Origin of the sequence: Pseudoalteromonas sp. TAE56, assembly GCF_000497955.1 — a bacterium.
In the GTDB taxonomy this organism is placed as follows: Bacteria; Pseudomonadota; Gammaproteobacteria; order Enterobacterales; family Alteromonadaceae; genus Pseudoalteromonas.
The window spans coordinates 20,863-39,270 of sequence record NZ_AUTN01000163.1; the positions used below are offsets into that span (position 1 = coordinate 20,863).

Consider the following 18,408-nt stretch of genomic DNA (forward strand, 5'->3'; position numbering starts at 1 on the left):
AAAAAAAGCCTACATTTTGTAAGGTCTCACACACACTAGCCTAGGAGCCTTATATGTCAGGCGAATATCAACAGCAATATAATGCATTTAAACAAAACCCAGCCCAATTTTGGCTCGAACAAAGTAAAAATATTCCATGGTATAAAACTCCCACAAAAGCATACACACAAGACGACGATGGGCTTTATCATTGGTTTAGCGACGGGCAATTAAACACCAGTTTTTTAGCGCTAGACCAGCACGTTATTGCCGGATTTGGCGAGCAAACTGCACTGATTTACGACTCCCCAGTCACTAATACAAAGCAAACTTATAGCTACTCACAACTACAACAAGAAGTTGCTAAATTTGCAGGCGTAATACAATCGTTAGGCGTTACAAAAGGCGACTGCGTTGTTATTTATATGCCAATGATCCCACAAGCTGTTATTGGTATGTTGGCGTGCGCTCGTCTTGGTGCTATTCATTCGGTGGTATTTGGTGGATTTGCTGCACACGAATTGGCTGTACGCATTGATGATGCCAAGCCTAAACTTATACTTAGCGCCTCATGCGGTGTTGAAGTAAACAGCGTTATTGAATACAAACCACTTATTGATAACGCAATAGACTTAGCTATGCACAAAGTAGAGCACTGCGTTATTTATCAGCGTCCACAAGTCAGGGCCACTCTTGAGCCTAAACGAGACATAGATTGGACTCAGGCAATGCAAACGGCTGCAAGCGCAGATCCGGTGCCTGTAAATGGTGACGATCCGCTTTATATTTTATATACCTCAGGCACCACAGGCACACCCAAAGGCGTAGTGCGCGAAAATGGCGGTCACGCAGTGGCAATGCAATACAGCATGGAAACCGTTTATGGTATGAAGCCCGGCGACGTATTTTGGGCAGCGTCTGACATTGGCTGGGTAGTTGGGCACTCTTATATAGTTTACGCGCCGCTAATGTATCGCTGCGCGACCGTATTATATGAAGGTAAACCCGTTAAAACGCCCGATGCTAGTGCATTTTGGCGCGTGGTTGAAGAATATAAAGTAAATGCATTATTTAGTGCCCCCACCGCATTTAGAGCAATAAAAAAAGAAGACCCAAATGCTGATGGTTTTATCCAATACGATACCTCCAGTTTAAAACGTTTATTTTTAGCAGGCGAGCGGCTAGACCCTCCCACTTATGAGTGGCTTAAAGAAAAAACNCGATCACTGGTGGCAAACCGAAACCGGCTGGGCCATCGCCTGCAACCCCGTAGGCATTGAAGAATTAGTAACAAAACCAGGCAGCTCAACAGTCCCAACACCTGGCTTTGATGTGCAAATACTAAATATGCATGGCGAGCAATGTGCACCAAACGAGCAAGGTGCTGTAGTAATAAAACTCCCACTGCCGCCAGGGTGCATGCCAACCGTTTGGCAAAATACCCCGCGATTTAAAGCAGGCTATTTAACGCAGTACCCTGGCTATTATCTTTCAGGTGACGGCGGCTACATAGATGAAGATGGGTACTTATTTATTATGGGACGCACCGATGATGTAATTAACGTAGCAGGCCATAGACTTTCTACCGGTGAAATGGAAGAAATAGTAGCCGCGCACCCTGCTGTTGCTGAGTGCGCCGTGTTTGGGGTAACCGACACACTAAAAGGCCAACTACCAATGGCAATGATCGTGCTTAAAAATGACTTTATGGGCTCAAGTACCGATGTAGAGCAAGAACTTATACAAACCGTAAGAAACCAAATAGGCGCTATAGCGTGCCTTAAAACCATTATTAGCGTAGAGCGATTACCCAAAACACGCTCAGGTAAAATACTGCGTAAAAATTTACGCCAACTAATTGATGGCGACAAACTGCAAATTCCTTCAACCATAGACGATGCAGGTATTTTTGAAGAAATAAACCAACAAATTTCACTGCGTTGATCCAACAAGCTCTCATAAAGCCATTTTTAAAAATGGCTTTTTTTGTATAAAAATAAGATAATTACAAATATTTAAAGTAAAGTATTAATAGCAACTATAATAAAAATATACCCATAACATTTTAGGAACTATGAATGTTTGTTTTAAGTAAAAAGTATCTATCGTCTAAAAATGATAACGAAGAACTTGCAAAAAAAATTGCAGAATTAACTGCGCATAACGAATTCCTAGCACAAGAAAACAAACACTTAGAACAACAATTAAGCTTTACTCAAACCGAAAAGGATGAACAGTTTACCGAAAACTTACTTTCAAGTTCTATAGATTGCATAAGCCAAATTGAAGGTGTTCGCCAAACTGTGCTTGAGTCTTACTCAACCATTGAGCAAGAAAGCCAAGTTAGCTATAAAATAAATGACCTTTTAAATAACTCAAACGAATCATTAATGCATATAGCCAGCGAGATGGAACTTATGACCCATAAAATGGGTAGCATGAGTGAAAATATATCTGGCCTTTCAAGTCTTGCAGGTAGTATAAACACCTTTGTATCGACCATTTCAAAAATATCTGATCAAACAAATTTATTAGCATTAAATGCAGCCATTGAGGCCGCTCGAGCAGGCGAAGCTGGTAGAGGCTTTAGCGTGGTAGCTGATGAAGTACGAGTACTGGCAACTAACACCAATAAATCAGCTCAAGAGGTTGCAGATCTTGTTAAAGAAATAATAGAAAAAACAGATGTAACCGTTAATTCAGCCGACGATATACAAAAAAACAATGCACAGCTTTCAAGTAATTTTGAATCACTAAATAGCGATTACGCATCCATTATTAGTTTTTGCACAAACATGAAGAACACTATATCGCAGGCTTCTATTCGCTCATTTATTCAAACCGTTAAGTTAGATCATATTGTATGGAAAGGTGAGGTTTATGCGGTTGCTAATGGCAAAAGCAATAAATCGGTAGACGATTTCACCAATCACACTATGTGCCGCTTAGGTAAGTGGTATAAGTCTGATGACTCTAATGAATACAAATCGTTAAATGCATTCAAACAAATAGATAAACCGCATAGCGAAGTACATAAAAACGGCGTACAAGCGCTACAACTAATCAAGCAAGGCAAAAAAGTAGAAGCAGTTAAACATATACACTTAATGGAATCAGCCAGTGAGCAAGTAATACATTTACTCGATCAGCTAGTTCGTTAAAACCATTAACGGGTTAAGTTAGTCTTAACCCGCAATCTTTCCTATAAAAAATTGAAATTTTTTACTTATTGGCACTTTCTTACTTAACTAACCTATAAAAAACGTTAAACAGGAATGTGCATGTCTCGCTTATTACAAACACTAATCGCTACCAGCCTATTACTTATTGGTTTTATGGCTCAAAGTTACGAAATTGAAGACTTAGGCGATGACCTCCACCGCTTTATAGATGACAGACATCGCTCAGTATTTTTAATCACTCCTGAGGGCGCAGTTGTTACCGACCCGCTTAATAAAAAAGCCGCCACCTGGTTAAACGAGCAAATCAAAACTCGCTTTAACGTACCGGTAAAATACGTAATTTATAGCCATAATCACAGCGATCATATTTACGGCGCCGAGGTATTTAAAAGCCCGCACACCACGTTTGTATCACATAAACTTACCGCGCAAGATATTAAAAACACACAAATGAAAACGGTCATGCCCACTCTTACCTTTGATGATGAGCTGACTCTTAATTTAGGTGGTTCAACGGTAAAGCTAAATTACCATGGTCCAAACGATGGGCGTGGTTCGGTTAGTATATTATTCGAAAAGCAAAAAACGTTGTTTGTAGTTGATTGGATTGTTATTGGCAGAATGCCGTGGCAAAAACTCTGGAGTTACGATATTCAGGGCATGATTAACTCAACCCAAGCGGTACTCAAATATGACTTTGATACTTTTGTTGGCGGACATGCCGACATTGGCAATAAAGCTGACGTAACACGTTACTTAAGTTATATAGAGCAACTTTACAGCCAAGTAACCGCAGGCGCACTTGCAGGGCAAAGCCTTGATGAAATAAAGAAAAATGTAAAGTTAGATCAATTTAGTGACTTTAAACAGTTTGATGCATGGTTACCACTTAACATAGAAGGCGTGTACGAGCGTTTAATGGAAGAATCTGGTATGGGTTGGCGCAGCGATTTATAAGCTTGAACTCAGCGGACTAAGCTCTGAGCTCTAAACTCAACATTATAAGCATTGGTATTGGCGTATTTAACGCAGTACCAATGTACTTATTAATTAGTTAAATGACGTCAAAAGCCATATAAACCACCTTTACAATATCCTTACGTTTGCTTACAGCACTATACAAAAAAAAGTTTATCCTAGGCTTTGTATTAAGCTACATAGGACTAATAAACATGAACTTATCTTTAAAAATAGTTTTAGTAATGGCGACCGCGCTTATTATGAGCGGCTGCACTGTATATCAACATGGTCCCAGTGCGCATAAACCACATAGAAAAGCAGTTAAAGTGGTTACGCCCGTTTTAGTAACTGAGCACAACTCTCCAAACATTATTATCGTAAAAGCCAAGCCTACAAAACAGGTCTGCACTAAACACGATGATCATTGGCATTGTAAGGCTCGCTAACAGATACTTTGCTAAGTAAATTCGCTTAGGTAAAAGAAGTAAATTGCGCTTTTTATTAATACAGAGTTGAGTGATATTGGCAGCGCTAACGCTGAATATACTTAGACATTTTAGCCTCCACAATGTGGTGAGGAGGTATCCACTAAACTGAGGGAAAACATTATTTTTTGAAAAGTCTTGTTAACTTTGCATTCTAGGTATCCAACATGTCCCATTCATCACCTAAAACCCACCGTAGTGCTGACAGTTTTCCGTTAATCATTCCCCACTCAAAGTCGCTCCATGGTCCTACATCCTTGTATTTACTTTCTATTCGCTGGGCTGACTCTAAAGCACCATTAAGAATGTCCTCGTGAATAATATTTCCACCGTATTGCCTTGTACCTTCGGGAACAACCTTAACCTTTCCCTGCCCAATCCTCCACATCCTATTTTGATGACGGTTGTACCAAACTTTATCAACAAGCTCATCCATTTCATTTAAGATATCTCTTAATCCTCTAGTTTCTTCTGTGAAATCATGGTGAAACTCAATTTCAGACAGAATATCTTCATCAATAAGATTGATGACTGAAACTAAGTTATTAAAATACTGGATATTAGGAGAGTCAAATATACTTTCAAAGTCTACATGTGGCTTTCGGTGATCTTTCGAAGAAAAATCCTTGTGATTATGAGTAACAAAAAAGCATGAATCGGTGTTAATTGGCAAGCTATCTGAAAATTCTGAAAACTGTTCAATGATAACTGCATCAGCAACTGAATTTTTATTAATATGGAACGGAGCTTTATTATCTAGAGCTCTTTGAACTGCAGCTATTTTTGAACGTTCACTTATTGATATCTTATTTGCAGAATCTATCAATTTTTCGACTCGATTAATTGTTACATAGTTTGCATCAGTTAATAATGGTAAGCGTGCATTTATATCATCTAGTACTTCTAATGTACTAGCTTGGTTTTCACTTGCAAACTCACTTACAACAGCTTTAATTTGTTTAAACTCTTGAGACAACCTTTTAGTTGTTTTATTCGCAACATCTTCCTTATTTCTTTCATACTCAGCTATTACTAGATCTGGAACCACTAAAGTAACAACGTCAGAACTAACTCCTCTAATGCAGAAACTAAGGGAATATCACTCTTCTTCGTGGATATATCCAAAAAAACGCAAGTATCAAGAAAGATATAGAACATAAAACCTCATAATTTATTTGGAAAAATTGCTAGATGCGGAGCTAACAATTTAATAGTCCGCGATTCACACATACTTCTACTCGCGTCACGCTCGCCCCTTCTTACTACAGTTTTAGCAAATTACTTAACACATTACTATCACTAAGTTTTTTATATTCTCAGCGTTAAATTAAATATTTTTGAATGTAAAAAAACCGCGCTAAAGCTTTTCTAAAAGTACCTTAGCGCGGTTTTTATATTTCAAATCCAAGTATTCTAAGTATTAAAAAAGCGTATTAACTAAAATCGACCACCACTTCATAACGCCCAGGCATATCTTTTACTTCGTATACCCAACCGTGTCGTTTTATTATTTTTTCGCTTAACTCTAATCCTAAACCGTAGCCAATGTTAGCAGGCTTGTTTGTGTTATTAGCAGTGTGTGGCGTATCAGTTTGTTCGCTGCTATTTACTATAATTACACGGCTACCCTGCTGAGTAATTCGCACTTGCCCTTGTTGCGTATGCTGATATGCATTACGTATTAAGTTAGTAAGCACAATGTGGCATGCGGTGGCTTCGGTATTAATCGTCTTACTTTGGTTATCGGTATTTATAAGTACATCAACTTGTTTTGAATTGAGTAAATAATCAAGTTCGTTACCCAAAGTCATTATTTTGTCGGCTAGGTTTACAGGCTCTGGTGCACTTTGCTGGTCGTCATTTCTGCTAAGCCACAATAACGTCTCGGTTAAATCGCTCATGGTTAAACCGGCGCGCTCTATTCGCTGCAATGTAAGGTGTTGTTTATCGCTTAAAGGCGCTTTTTCGCTTAAACGGTTAAGTAACTCAACGTTGCTGCGAATAACCGAAATTGGCGTACGTAACTCGTGGCTCGCATAACTTAAAAAGCGCTGTTCTCGCTCAAGGCTGTCGTGAGCAGAAAGCAAGCTACTGCGAATTAGCGTTGCCAAGGTATTTAGTTCGTTATAGGTAAAATCGGGTGGCGTGTTTTGTAAGTTCTTTTGATTTAACGACTTAGCCCAACCACGTAGCGATTCAACTGGCTTGGCTATTTTTTTCATTACCATAAACAAAAAGAAGGTAAATAAAGCAATTGCTGTAACCCCCGTTAATGCTATCCATACCAACTTTTTTATAGGTTTATCGGGGGAGGCTTGTTTTTTAAGGCGCTCTTTTTCAAGCATAATGCGTGATACGTAGCGGGGCTCCCCTGCAGGGTTTTGAAAATACGCTACAAAATACAGGTCTTCGGGCATTGAAAAAAACGATGATTTTACTTTGCTTTTTTGCAGCACGCCTATATCAGTAGGCTTTGTAAAGCGTTGCTGTATTTCGTTTGGCATGTCTTCCCAGCGACTCGCTATTTTAAAGCCAATCATTTCTGTAGGTTGTCCGTTTTTAACCTCAGTAGATTGCGAAAGCGCATGCATTACGCCATTTAACCCTCGGTCTAAGCCATCAATAAAATAATTAACACTTAAAAACGAAAAGCCAGTTGCCATTAATGAACTTAAAAGCACCATGGTCGCAAAAAAATACAACCTCAGGCTGGGTCTAATTTTCATGCTTGTGTCTCATTTTTTAATTTTAGCCCAAACCCTACACTCGGTATTGTTTCCAGTACGGCTTGGCAATGCGCTTGCTCTAGCTGTTTACGCAAATGATGAATATGCACTTTTAAGCTATTGCTGTCTGGCTGATCGTCTCCCCATATTGCTTGCATAATTACTTGCCGGGTTACCGGCTTTTGTTGTTCCCTAACAAGCACTTCTAATAACTTAAAAGTAATGGGTGATAACTTTAAACTGTACGCTGCCACTGTTGCTGTATGCGCGGTTAAATTAAGTGTTAAGTTAGCAAACGTAAGTCGCTTTACCTCACCACTTGTACGCTTTGCTAATACTTGAACCCGCGCTACTAGCTCTTTCATGGCAAATGGTTTTACTAAATAGTCGTCACTACCGGCTGCAAACCCCTCAAGTTTATTGTCGAGGCTATCGCGCGCTGTCAGCATTAATACGGGTATATCAATGCCTCGCTCACGCAATGTTTTACACATGGTTAAACCGTCCATTTTAGGCATATTTACATCTAATATAATCATTTGATATGGATTACGTTCTATTAAATTTAAACCCATTACGCCATTGCTTGCATGGTCACACTCTATTGACTCAATCTCGAGATAATCAACAATGGTGGTTGCCAAGTCTATGTCGTCTTCAACCAGTAGTACGTTTATCATTAAGAGGCTGTTTCCTGCGTTTTATTTTTAGCACCTAGCGATTTTAGCACAGCATCAATACCGCGTTTAGCATCGGTTTGAATCATCAGTAATGCCGGTATAAGCATTAAGGTAATAACCGTGGCAAACAAAATACCGTAGCCAAGTGATGCTGCGGCAGGAATTAAAAACTGTGCCTGCATTGAGGTTTCGCTAAGTAGCGGCACTAAGCCTGCGTACGTCGTAATTGAGGTAAGTAATACCGCACGCAAACGACTCGTACATGATTCAACTATGGCATCGTGCGTGCTCATGTCCTCTTCTTTCACTAGTTCGTTAAAGCGCGAAACAAGTAATAGGCTGTCGTTTACCACTACCCCACTGAGCGCCAAAATACCATTTAACGACAATATACTAATGGTTAAGTCGTTCCACCAATGCCCTAAAATAGCGCCCACAATACCAAATGGAATTGCCACCATAATCAACATAGGTTGAATGTACGATTTAAGCGGAATAGCCAGCAACACGTAAATCACTAATAAAGCCGCTATAAACATTGTGCTCATTGAGCCTGTGGTTTCGCTTTGTTGCTCTGCCTCACCCGCAAAATACACGCTTAAATTAGGAAATTGCTGAGTTAATTCCGGAATTAAGTCGCGCTTTAGGTTAGCAACTAACTCATTTGAAGCAATCACGTTTTTATCTACTTGTGCACTTAAGTAAATTGCGCGAAGTCCATCAATACGAGTTATTTCATCTTGCTGATATTCACTGCTAATTGTGGCTACGTTTACTAGCGGTACAACAGTGCCATCGGGCAGGCGAATACGCGACTGCATTATATCGGCTGGCGTTTTACGAGCATTTTCTGGGTAGCGTACACGTACTTTTACTTCGTCTTTATCGCGTTGATAGCGCTGTACAACTGCACCACCAAAGGCTTGCAGCACTTGCTTTGATAAACTGGCTGTATCCATGCCAAGCGCGCGCCCTTGTGCATTTAGGGTAAATTTAAGCTGTGGTTGCCCTGGGTTTAAGTTGTCGTCTATTCCGTTAACGCCTGCGGTATTTTGTAAGCGCTCTTTAAATAATGCGCCCGCTGCCATTACGGTTTCGTCGTCCCACGCTTTAAGCTCAACTTTAAAGTTATCAACCATTTTACGCGTGGCTAATATTTGTAGCTTTTTACTGCCCTCTGGACTGCCTGCTAAACGCTGCCATTCTTGAGCAAATTCGCTTGCTGTAAAAGCGCCTTCGTTTAATAGCTCCACGCTTACTTCACCGCTTGTGTCGCTACTACTAACAACTTGTAGGCTGGTTATTTCACTTTTATCTGAATTAAACTTAGCCATTAAGTTTTGCTCAGCTTGTAATGCACTTTGCTCAAGCGTTAGTAAGTTTGTGTTTGTTTGCCCATAAGCGGCGTCGTTTTGCATAACTAAATCGGCGGTTACGGTGTCGCCTGCAATACTTGGGAAAAAACCAACTTTTACTGTGCCTGTCATTGGCATGCCAATAACCAGTATAAAAAAGGCGATAAACGCAGCCACTACGGCGTATCTAAAGCGCAGTGAAAATTCAATAACCTTGCAGTAAATGTTTTTACTAAACCAGTTTAAGCCGCTATCGGCGCCATGTTGTATTTTTGACCACAGACCTCCTAAGCCTTTTTTAACTTGGCGCTTAGTACTTACGTGGGCTAAATGCGATGGTAAAATAAGTTTTGATTCAACAACCGAAAGCAGTAAACAAATAGTTACTACGGTAGCGAATTGAGAGTAAATTTTACCTAAGTTACCTGATACATTCGAAAGCGCCACAAACGCGGCAACGGTGGTTAACACCCCAAATATTGTTGGCACGGCAACCTTCATAGTACCTAAAACCGTGTTATTTAATGTATCGCCATGCTTTTTACGTGTGGTGTAAATACTCTCGCCTACAACAACGGCATCGTCTACCACTATGCCCAGCGCCATAATAAAGCCAAAGGTAGTCATTTCGTTTATGGTCAGTGCGGTGTAACCATCGGTCATAAAATAAAGGGTGCCAAAAAATACAAATGGCAAGCCACCAGCAACCCACAGCGCTACGCGTACGTTTAAAAATATGGCAAGTATTACAAACACCATAATAATACCGGTCACGGCATTTTTAGTAAGTAGCGATAAACGCTCAGTGATCATGGTGCTTTTGTCGTGCCAGCTTTCAAGCTCTACGTTTTGAGGTAATAAACCACTTTCGTGCCAGTTATCTATTACACTATTAGCTTGCTCAACAATGGTGGTTATATCGCTGTTATCGCCCATTAAAATTTCAACGCCTACGGCATTTTGTTGGTTATAACGGCTTAATGAGTTGCTATCTTCAGCAAATGTGTCGGTAACATTTGCTACGTCACCTAATTTAATTTGTGTGCCTGACGCAGTAGTTAGCAATACAATATTGGCGAAGTCGCGTTGCCAGTAGGCTTGATCGGCGGCTTTTAGGCGCATAATTTTACTGCTGTCGCGCAAACTAGTTGAAAGTGGGCTTGATGACTCGTTGTTAATGACCTCGCTTATATCGCTAATAGTTAAACCATAGGCTTGGAGTTTACCTTCGTCGATTTCTATGGACATCATTGGGTCGAGCACACCCGATTGCGCTACGTCGCTAATGCCTGATTGCGCTAATAAATCGGCTTTAAGTTTTTCGCCCAGGTTTTGTAATGTATGGCGATCGGCATCTCCAAAAAGTTGCAGCGTTAATGCATGATCTTGCCTACGGGCTTTATCAATAACAGGTTGCTCGGCATCTGCCGGAAAGTTATTAATAGCGTCAACTTGGTTTTTAACGTCAACAAGTAACTCATCAAGTGAGTAATCAGTACTTTTTTCAATGCTTACATGACTGCCGCTAGCATCGGACGTAGAGGTAATACGTTTAATACCTGATACGGTTTCGAGTGCTTCTTCAATTTTTAACGCTATTCCTTCTTCGGCTTGCAATGCATCGCCACTATCGTAAACCACCGATACCGAAATAATATCTGGCTCTAAACTCGGAAATGCCTCTTTACGTAAAGTAGAAAGCGACATAACCCCCATTACAATCACACTTATTAACAATAAGTTCGCGGCAACAGAGTTATTTGCAAACCAGTTAATAATACCGTGCAGCGGATTATTATTACTGGGTAATTGAGGTGCTTGATGAGGGCTCATTATTGTACCTCCTCAATAATTGGATTTACTTTCATATCACTTAGGTAACTTACTAATGGGCGGGTTACTACTTTTAAAGTACTTTGCCCTGCAACTGGCGAGATATATACGTAATCACCACGCTCAAATACTTTATTGGCTTGTATGCTTACTAAGTTGTTTTGATCATTTACGTACCAAATTGAACCATCTTGAGATACGGCAGAAGCAGGTAATTTAATTACATTACTTAATTGCTTGCCGGCAATTTCTACTGCTAAAAAGGTGCCAGGCAATAACGGTATTGCTTGCTCAAACGGTTTGTCTAGGGCAACAATTACACTGCGTTGACGCGAACTGTCATCAAGGTGTTGCTCAAAACGTGCAATATAACCATTCCATTTAGTATTGGTGGTTACATCACTTAAAATAACCTCGCCTGATTTATTATTTGCTAGATTTTGCCACTGGCTTAATGAAAGCGGCACGGTTATTTCTATTTTATCGGTACTGTTTAGCGTGGCAAGCGTATCGCCAATACTTACATAAGTGCCTAAATCTATATCGCGCGATAAAATAACAGCGTCAAATGGTGCACTTAACTGGGTATTATTTACATCACGCTGTGCGGTTTGCAAAGTATACTTTGCGTTATCGAGCGTAGCTTGCGCGGCTTCTAGTTGTAGCGTTCTAAATACAAGCGGCGAGCTTGGTGCTTGCGTAACGCCTGAGCGATCCCATTCACGCTTTGCTTGATTACCTAAATCTTGCTCTTCTTGAAGGGCTAGTTTTGCATCCGCCAATGTTGCTTTTGCGCTAGCTAGGGCTTGTAAATATTCGGTGTCATCAATTTGGGCAAGCACTTGCCCTTTAGTTATTAAATTACCGGTAGCAAATTGCTTGCTCATACTGGTTACTTCGCCCTTAACTTGCGCTTTTAAACTAAGTGCCCAGTGCGCTTTAGCTTCACCATGGCCGCTAACATAAGCCTGATAAGTACTAGGAATGGCGTTAATTATTGATACATTAGGTGTGCTAATTTTTGAGACTTGAGGCTTTGGTGCGTTAGCATTTTGCGCCATTTTTTGGCCGTTATACGCAATAGCAAGCCCTATACATACAATAGCAACAAGGGTTACAACAACGGGTGTTGGCGAAATTTTCATGACGATACTCCAAGGCCCAAAGCAAGGCCTAAATCTATGCGGTTAGTTAAAAGGGTGTAGTTTATTTGGCTAAGCTGGGCTTGCAGGTCGTATACTTTTTGTTGCACTGTTAGCAAATCTAAAATATCAACCAAACCTTGTTGATACTTACTTTGATAGTTACTAAAGCTGCGTTTAGCGCTGTCGAGTGCGTTGCTAATTTGCAGTTGCTGCTCGGTTAATGATTGCTCCTGCCCGAGTGCATTTTCAACTTCGTTTACCGCACTTAGCAGCGTATCTTGGTACTCCCAAAACGCTTGCTCGGCATTTAATTTTGCAATATCAACTTGCGCACGCAGTGCTCCACCTTCAAACAAAGGGGCACTTAAACTGCCTAATAAACTCCACACTGGACTGGTTAATAATGCTTGGCTTGGCGTGCTTGCTAAATCACTCAGTGATGCCGAAAGCGAAATACTCGGTAGTAGCTCTTTGTACGATACATCAACCAAGTAATGCTTTGCCTGAATGTTGTAATAGGCACTTTGTAAGTCAGGTCGACGCGCTAAATCTTGCTCTGGTAATGTACTTAATGGCTCAATAACGCTTGGTAGGGTTAATGTACTTGGCAAGTTTTGAAGCTTATCAGTGCCTACAATTAGCATTAAAGCACGCTTTGCTTTTGCTATTTGCTCTTGATAATCGGCAATGGTTGCGCGAGTAGATGCAGTGCTAGTACGGGCGGTATCAAGCGCTTCTAAATCACCTAGTCCATATTGGTAGCGCTCTACAATACTTTGCTCATTATTTTGTAAAACAACTAAACGTTGCTGCTCTGTATCGAGCAAGTTTTGCTGCAAAATAATATTCAAATAAGTACGAATAACACTCGCTACTAATGTATCTTTAGCGCCTTGATAAGTAGCTTGGTTACTAGCAATAGTCATATCTTGCGCGGCTACGTTGTCAGCAATTTTTTGCCATATATCGGCTTCCCAACTTATACCTACTGATGAGCTATATTGCGTACCTTCGGTTTCACTGCGCTGCGCGTCAAATCCTGCATCTACACTAAACCACTGACTTGCAGCGGTTACATCACGCTGCGCATAAGCTAGTTTTAATGCAACATGCACTTGATTAAACGATGGGTTATTAGTAACAGCTTGCTCAATAAGCGAATCAAGCCCTTCTATATTCACCAAATCGGTAATGTAATTTACTTGCTGTGCGTTACTTTGCGTGTACTGCCAGTTTGCATGTTGCTTTAGCGACTGCTCAGTACTATTACCTTGATAGCTTGACTGACTGCTACATGCAGCAAGTGTGCAACTAAGTGCAAGTAAAAAACCGGTTGAGTGCTTTTTAAAATAAACCATTTAACTATGCCTAATCCGTACTATTACACATAGCTTATTAGGTCGAGGGTTAAGGAGGGGTTAAATGATTAAATCTAAATATTGGGTTGCTAATTTAACAGTAAAAAGTAATCACTTTAGATGTTTTACATCGTTATAAATTTTGTAGCTGCTCTATCAACCATTTATGAATTGGGCTGTTATTGGTACGCGGATGCCATGCGGCTATTACTTTAAATGTAGGAGGCAGAGCTTCTATTTTTAGCTGTTTAACTTTGCTATTTGGTAATAATCTTGATGGGTAAAACGCCAACATATCGGTTGTATGCAAAATGTCGGGCACCGCTGAAAAGCTAGGTACCGACATTACAATATTACGTTTTAGCCCTTGGCTTTCAAACCACTGATCGTGCGATCCGCGCAAATTTGCACGAGATGGCGATACCACTAGCTGTGGATGCTTTGCAAATTGCGCCAAACTCAAAGGTTCAGTGTAAGTCGTGTTACCTATACCGGTAATACACAAATGTTGTTCTTCAAACAAAGTGATATAAGAAAGGTTGTCGGGTATAAATTCTGGAAAGCTTATCAGCAAATCAAGCTCGCCTGCCGNGGGTAATATTAAATAATTGTGGCAATAAGGCCTGCGTGGCGTAGTCGGTTGCGCTTATGGTAAACACACCTTTATAAGTTTGCGGACTAAACAGTTCGGGCTCTAGTAACGATTCTAATTGCTTTAAAATATGATTAACAGGCGCCTTGAGTCCTTGCGCTTTAGGAGTAGCAACCATGTTATTACCTTGGCGAATAAACAAGCGATCGTCAAATAAGTCTCGTAGCTTTCGTAGTTGCTCACTAATGGCTTGTTGCGTTAACCCCATTTTTTTGGCTACTTGCGAAAGATTTTGCAGTTCTAATAAGCTACTGAGTACTCTTAACTGCTTTATATCGAGCCGACCAATACCATTCATAATTGTATGCTGTACAAAAAAGTGTTGTTTCAAATTGTATCCTTAAATCTCTATGCTGCCAATGTTACTTAACCACTATTTAAGCCTTTGTTTGCTTTATAAGAGAATTTAAAATGAAATCAGAATTAGTTAATACCGCTCCTTTATTCTCATCAATTGAGCTTGGCCCTTTTACACTTAAAAACCGTATTGTGATGCCTCCTCTTACTCGCTCTCGCAGCACTCAGCCTGGCAATATTCCTAATGAATTAATGGCTGAGTATTACTCGCAGCGTGCATCGGCTGGTTTTATGGTTACCGAAGGCACACAAATAGAGCCTCGTGGGCAAGGTTACGCTTGGACCCCTGGTATTCACTCGCAAGCACAAATTGAAGGCTGGAAAAAAGTAACACAAGCAGTACACGCTAAAGGCGGTGTTATTTTTGCTCAGCTTTGGCATGTAGGGCGCGTATCGCACACCACGCTACAACCAAATTCAGGTAAACCGGTTGGCCCTTCAGATATTATTGCTGAAAACGTAAAAGTATTTATTGAAACCGCACCTGGTGAAGGCGTATTGGCTGACCCAAGTGAGCCCCGAGCATTAAGTACTACTGAGGTTGGCGAGCTAGTAAACATGTATGCGCAAGCTGCACGCAATGCTCTAGAAGCTGGCTTTGATGGTGTGGAGCTTCATTGTGCTAACGGGTATTTAGTTAATCAGTTTATTTCTGAGCATACTAATAACCGTGACGATCAATACGGTGGAACGCTTAGTAATCGCCTGCGATTTTTAAAAGAAATAGTTGAAGCGGTAAGTGACGTTGTAGGCGCAAACCGTTTAGGTGTTCGCTTTGCTCCTTTATTTGAAAGCACAGATGAAACACGAGTGTATTTAGGGCTTGTTGAATCAAACCCTCATCATACTTATGTACAAGCCGTTAAATTACTTGAGCAAGCGGGTATTGCTTACTTATCGATTGCTGAAGCTGATTGGGATAACGCTCCCGATTTACCACAAGAATTTTATAAAGCAGTACGAGCTGAATTTTCAGGTCGCATTATTTATGCAGGTAAATACACAGTAGAAAAAGCGGTACGTATTTTAGGTGAAGGTTACGGTGATTTATTTGCATTTGGTCGCCCATTTATAGCTAACCCAGATTTACCAGAGCGTATAGCAAATAATTGGACGTTTAACGAGGCCGATGCAGCCACTATGTATGGCGGCACCGAAGTAGGTTATAGCGATTATCCTTTTTATCAAAAGTAACTAGGGTCTAAACTATATATGGAATTGGTATAGAACCGATACAGCTTTATAACAGGTAGCTTAATTAAGCTACCTGTTTTGAGATAAGACAACTATGTTGATAACACAGCTAAAATCTTGTTATTAGTTGCTCTCTACAATTGCTATTTTATTGCTCTACCTTCTACATCTATACAGCCATATATCAGTCATTTTTTAATAAAGTGAGCGTTAGATTTAATCTCTCAAATTGATTAAGTATTACTGTGAATTGGTATTAGCGTCAAGAACAGTAAAGATAAGTAAAAGGGTGTAAAGCCTCTCTACAGTTGCCCTTACATGCAGTTGGCATTCAGTTTCAACCATCAATACTGGCCATGTTAACCACAAACGAGGCAATATTATGAAACTTACATTTATACTACCTGCACTATTAGTTATTGGCACTTTATCTAGTTCTGCATTTGCAGCACCACATGATAGATATACAAAGCAAGAATATAAAAAGGTTCAGCTAAAACGAGAACTGAAAAAAATTAACCAAACTAAGGTAATCAAGTACGTGCCAGCTAAAGTTGTTAAAAGAAACGTTAATAACGCAGCATTTGTTAAAGTTAATGTCGTAACCTATCACCCAAGCCTTAAGTTTATTAAAAGATAAATGCACCCTTTAAAATATAAAGTCATGTTTGCGGCAATAAACAACGCGCCGCAAACTCAGCTTTTTACACCACTTAAATTCTATTATTGGTATTACCCCATCTAAAACACGCAGAAATAACGTTTTTAAGACCCAGCAAAAGAACCCAAGTGTATAATTTAATAGCAATATTATTAAAATATTTCTCATAATATATAAACTTACAAAGAACAAATACCCCTCTAAAATCGTCAAAAACAACTAAGTATGTCAATAACTGTCAGTAAAATGTAAAAAGCTGTAAGGACCGTCTCTGAAACTACCACATATCAGTTGCCATTCAGTTTAAGGCGTTAGTATTGAACCCAGTTATGTAACAACATAAACGAGGCATACTATGAAACTTACTTTTTTACTACCTGCACTGCTCGCTATTGGCGCAGTATCAGGCTCTGCGCTTGGAGCACCAAACGAGCGAGAGAATGATAAAAGCTTTAAACGTGATCATGACAAACGTGTTGAATATAAACGCGATGAACGCCGCCATGAAAAAAAGCAGCGCATTGAGCATAAAAAAGAAAAACGAGAAGACCGTAAGCAAGAAAAACGTAGACTCGCTAAGTACAAGCAGGAAAAGCGTGAACAACACCGCTACAGCCAGCGAAAATATAACTACTTAACAAACCATCATAATTCAGTCGCTTACAGACAAAATCGATTTATAAACCATTTACCACGCAATAGCGCATCGATCAGATTTAATGGTATTTCGTTTACGTTTAACGACGGCCTTTACTACCGTAAAGCTAAAAGAGGCTACCACGTAGTTACGCCACCTAGAGGCCTGCGTATAAATACGCTACCAAGAAATTACAGGCATTTTAAACACCATAATACGACTTACTACACTTATCAAAATGTGTACTACATTGCTGATAATAATGGTTATACGGTCGTTGATGAGCCACCAACCCGTCTTAACCAGGCAATAAAAGTGGGTAATGTGAATGACTATAGCTTGGGCCAAACATACGACTCATTACCTCAGGCAGCACAGGCCGTAATAATTAACTCGCAGCAGTATTTTAAATACGGCGATATTTATTTTTTACCGCAAATAAGTGGTGACGACATAAAATACCTTGCTATTAAGCTAGGTTAAATCCGCTATAAATTAAAAGGCCTTGCTACCAATAGCAGGGTCTTTTTCATTTCTCCTGTAGGTAATAACCCAAAGCAATAAAATCAATTCTCCCTCTAAGCATTAACATGTCTTAGTATTTGTAAGCTTTTTTGCTAAACTAGCTCGCATATTAATAGTGAGAGTGTATTTATGTCGGGTGAGTTTCCACGTGCTGGTTTTTGGCGCCGTTTTGCGTCGTTAGTTTACGATACGTTAGCCATTATTGCGTTTGCGATGTTAACTGTGGTGCTGTATTTATTTGCAGTACAAGGGCTTATTTCTCTCGATGTAATTAGTTTAAATGGCGCAGAGGATGTATCTGCCTTTATTCAAAATTCAAATCTTCTTTCGGGTATTCGTACCGCTCTTTTAATTATTGTTACCTTAGTATTTTTTGGCTACTTTTGGACTAAAAGCGGGCAAACCATTGGCATGCGTGCATGGCGTTTAAAAGTACAAACTCTTGAGGGTAATTTAATTAGCTGGCCGCAATCAATTATCCGCAGCGTTAGCGCTTTACTCGGTTTAGGTAATTTGGTGGTGTTAGTCGATTTTAAAAACAAAAAGGCACTACAAGATTACATCTCTAAAACAGAAGTTATTACACTTACTAAAGAAGAGAACAGGCGTATTTATAGTGAGCTTGATTAATACCTGCTTTCCAAAACTGGTAATTAAAAAGCAAAAAGGGTGACCACTG

At 40.0% G+C, this 18,408-nt stretch carries 13 protein-coding genes and 2 pseudogenes; 8 read left to right on the forward strand and 7 right to left on the reverse strand.

Annotated features, from left to right (window positions below; all coding sequences use genetic code 11):
- Positions 1 to 53: 53 nt before the first annotated feature.
- From L656_RS01000000122525 to L656_RS0121240, 4 genes and pseudogenes are all read left to right on the forward strand, one after another.
- Positions 54 to 1,923 (forward strand): annotated as a pseudogene (locus L656_RS01000000122525) (propionyl-CoA synthetase).
- A 134-nt stretch (positions 1,924 to 2,057) separates the two neighbouring features.
- The gene (locus tag L656_RS0121230; RefSeq protein WP_029750970.1) at positions 2,058 to 3,140 is read left to right on the forward strand and encodes a methyl-accepting chemotaxis protein; all 1,083 of its coding nucleotides are present in this window, start codon (positions 2,058 to 2,060) and stop codon (positions 3,138 to 3,140) included.
- Positions 3,141 to 3,260: 120 nt separating this feature from the next.
- Positions 3,261 to 4,118, forward strand: coding sequence for an MBL fold metallo-hydrolase (locus L656_RS0121235; RefSeq protein ID WP_024600707.1), 858 nt, complete (start codon positions 3,261 to 3,263; stop codon positions 4,116 to 4,118).
- A gap of 215 nt (positions 4,119 to 4,333) precedes the next feature.
- Entirely contained in the window at positions 4,334 to 4,567 is a 234-nt protein-coding gene (locus L656_RS0121240) for a hypothetical protein (protein ID WP_024600708.1), read from the forward strand.
- A 193-nt stretch (positions 4,568 to 4,760) separates the two neighbouring features.
- Here the strand turns inward: L656_RS0121240 and L656_RS01000000122530 are convergent, their stop codons facing one another.
- From L656_RS01000000122530 to L656_RS01000000122535, 7 genes and pseudogenes are all read right to left on the reverse strand, one after another.
- On the reverse strand, positions 4,761 to 5,654 hold the full coding sequence (locus tag L656_RS01000000122530; protein WP_241763458.1) for a PIN domain-containing protein: 894 nt from the start codon (positions 5,652 to 5,654) through the stop codon (positions 4,761 to 4,763).
- 385 nt (positions 5,655 to 6,039) lie between these two features.
- Positions 6,040 to 7,332, reverse strand: a complete 1,293-nt coding sequence (locus tag L656_RS0121250) for a sensor histidine kinase (RefSeq protein ID WP_024600709.1) — start codon at positions 7,330 to 7,332, stop codon at positions 6,040 to 6,042.
- The gene (locus L656_RS0121255) at positions 7,329 to 8,012 is read right to left on the reverse strand and encodes a response regulator transcription factor (RefSeq protein WP_024600710.1); all 684 of its coding nucleotides are present in this window, start codon (positions 8,010 to 8,012) and stop codon (positions 7,329 to 7,331) included. The genes L656_RS0121250 and L656_RS0121255 overlap by 4 nt, the downstream gene beginning before the upstream one ends.
- Positions 8,012 to 11,200: an efflux RND transporter permease subunit gene (locus tag L656_RS0121260; protein ID WP_029750971.1), complete on the reverse strand. Its 3,189-nt coding sequence runs from the start codon at positions 11,198 to 11,200 to the stop codon at positions 8,012 to 8,014. Before L656_RS0121260 ends, L656_RS0121255 begins: the two co-directional genes overlap by 1 nt.
- Positions 11,200 to 12,345, reverse strand: a complete 1,146-nt coding sequence (locus L656_RS0121265; RefSeq protein WP_024600712.1) for an efflux RND transporter periplasmic adaptor subunit — start codon at positions 12,343 to 12,345, stop codon at positions 11,200 to 11,202. Before L656_RS0121265 ends, L656_RS0121260 begins: the two co-directional genes overlap by 1 nt.
- Positions 12,342 to 13,703, reverse strand: coding sequence for a TolC family protein (locus tag L656_RS0121270; RefSeq protein ID WP_024600713.1), 1,362 nt, complete (start codon positions 13,701 to 13,703; stop codon positions 12,342 to 12,344). The genes L656_RS0121265 and L656_RS0121270 overlap by 4 nt, the downstream gene beginning before the upstream one ends.
- Positions 13,704 to 13,836: 133 nt before the next feature.
- Positions 13,837 to 14,686: pseudogene (locus L656_RS01000000122535) on the reverse strand (LysR family transcriptional regulator).
- 80 nt (positions 14,687 to 14,766) lie between these two features.
- Between L656_RS01000000122535 and L656_RS0121280 the strand changes: the two are divergent.
- From L656_RS0121280 to L656_RS0121295, 4 genes are all read left to right on the forward strand, one after another.
- Complete coding sequence (locus tag L656_RS0121280; protein ID WP_024600714.1) at positions 14,767 to 15,906, forward strand: alkene reductase; 1,140 nt, start codon at positions 14,767 to 14,769, stop codon at positions 15,904 to 15,906.
- A gap of 382 nt (positions 15,907 to 16,288) precedes the next feature.
- Positions 16,289 to 16,546, forward strand: coding sequence for a hypothetical protein (locus tag L656_RS0121285; RefSeq protein ID WP_024600715.1), 258 nt, complete (start codon positions 16,289 to 16,291; stop codon positions 16,544 to 16,546).
- Between the two features lie 376 nt (positions 16,547 to 16,922).
- Entirely contained in the window at positions 16,923 to 17,687 is a 765-nt protein-coding gene (locus L656_RS0121290; RefSeq protein WP_024600716.1) for a DUF6515 family protein, read from the forward strand.
- A 171-nt stretch (positions 17,688 to 17,858) separates the two neighbouring features.
- Positions 17,859 to 18,359, forward strand: coding sequence for an RDD family protein (locus L656_RS0121295; RefSeq protein WP_024600717.1), 501 nt, complete (start codon positions 17,859 to 17,861; stop codon positions 18,357 to 18,359).
- Positions 18,360 to 18,408 lie beyond the last annotated feature (49 nt).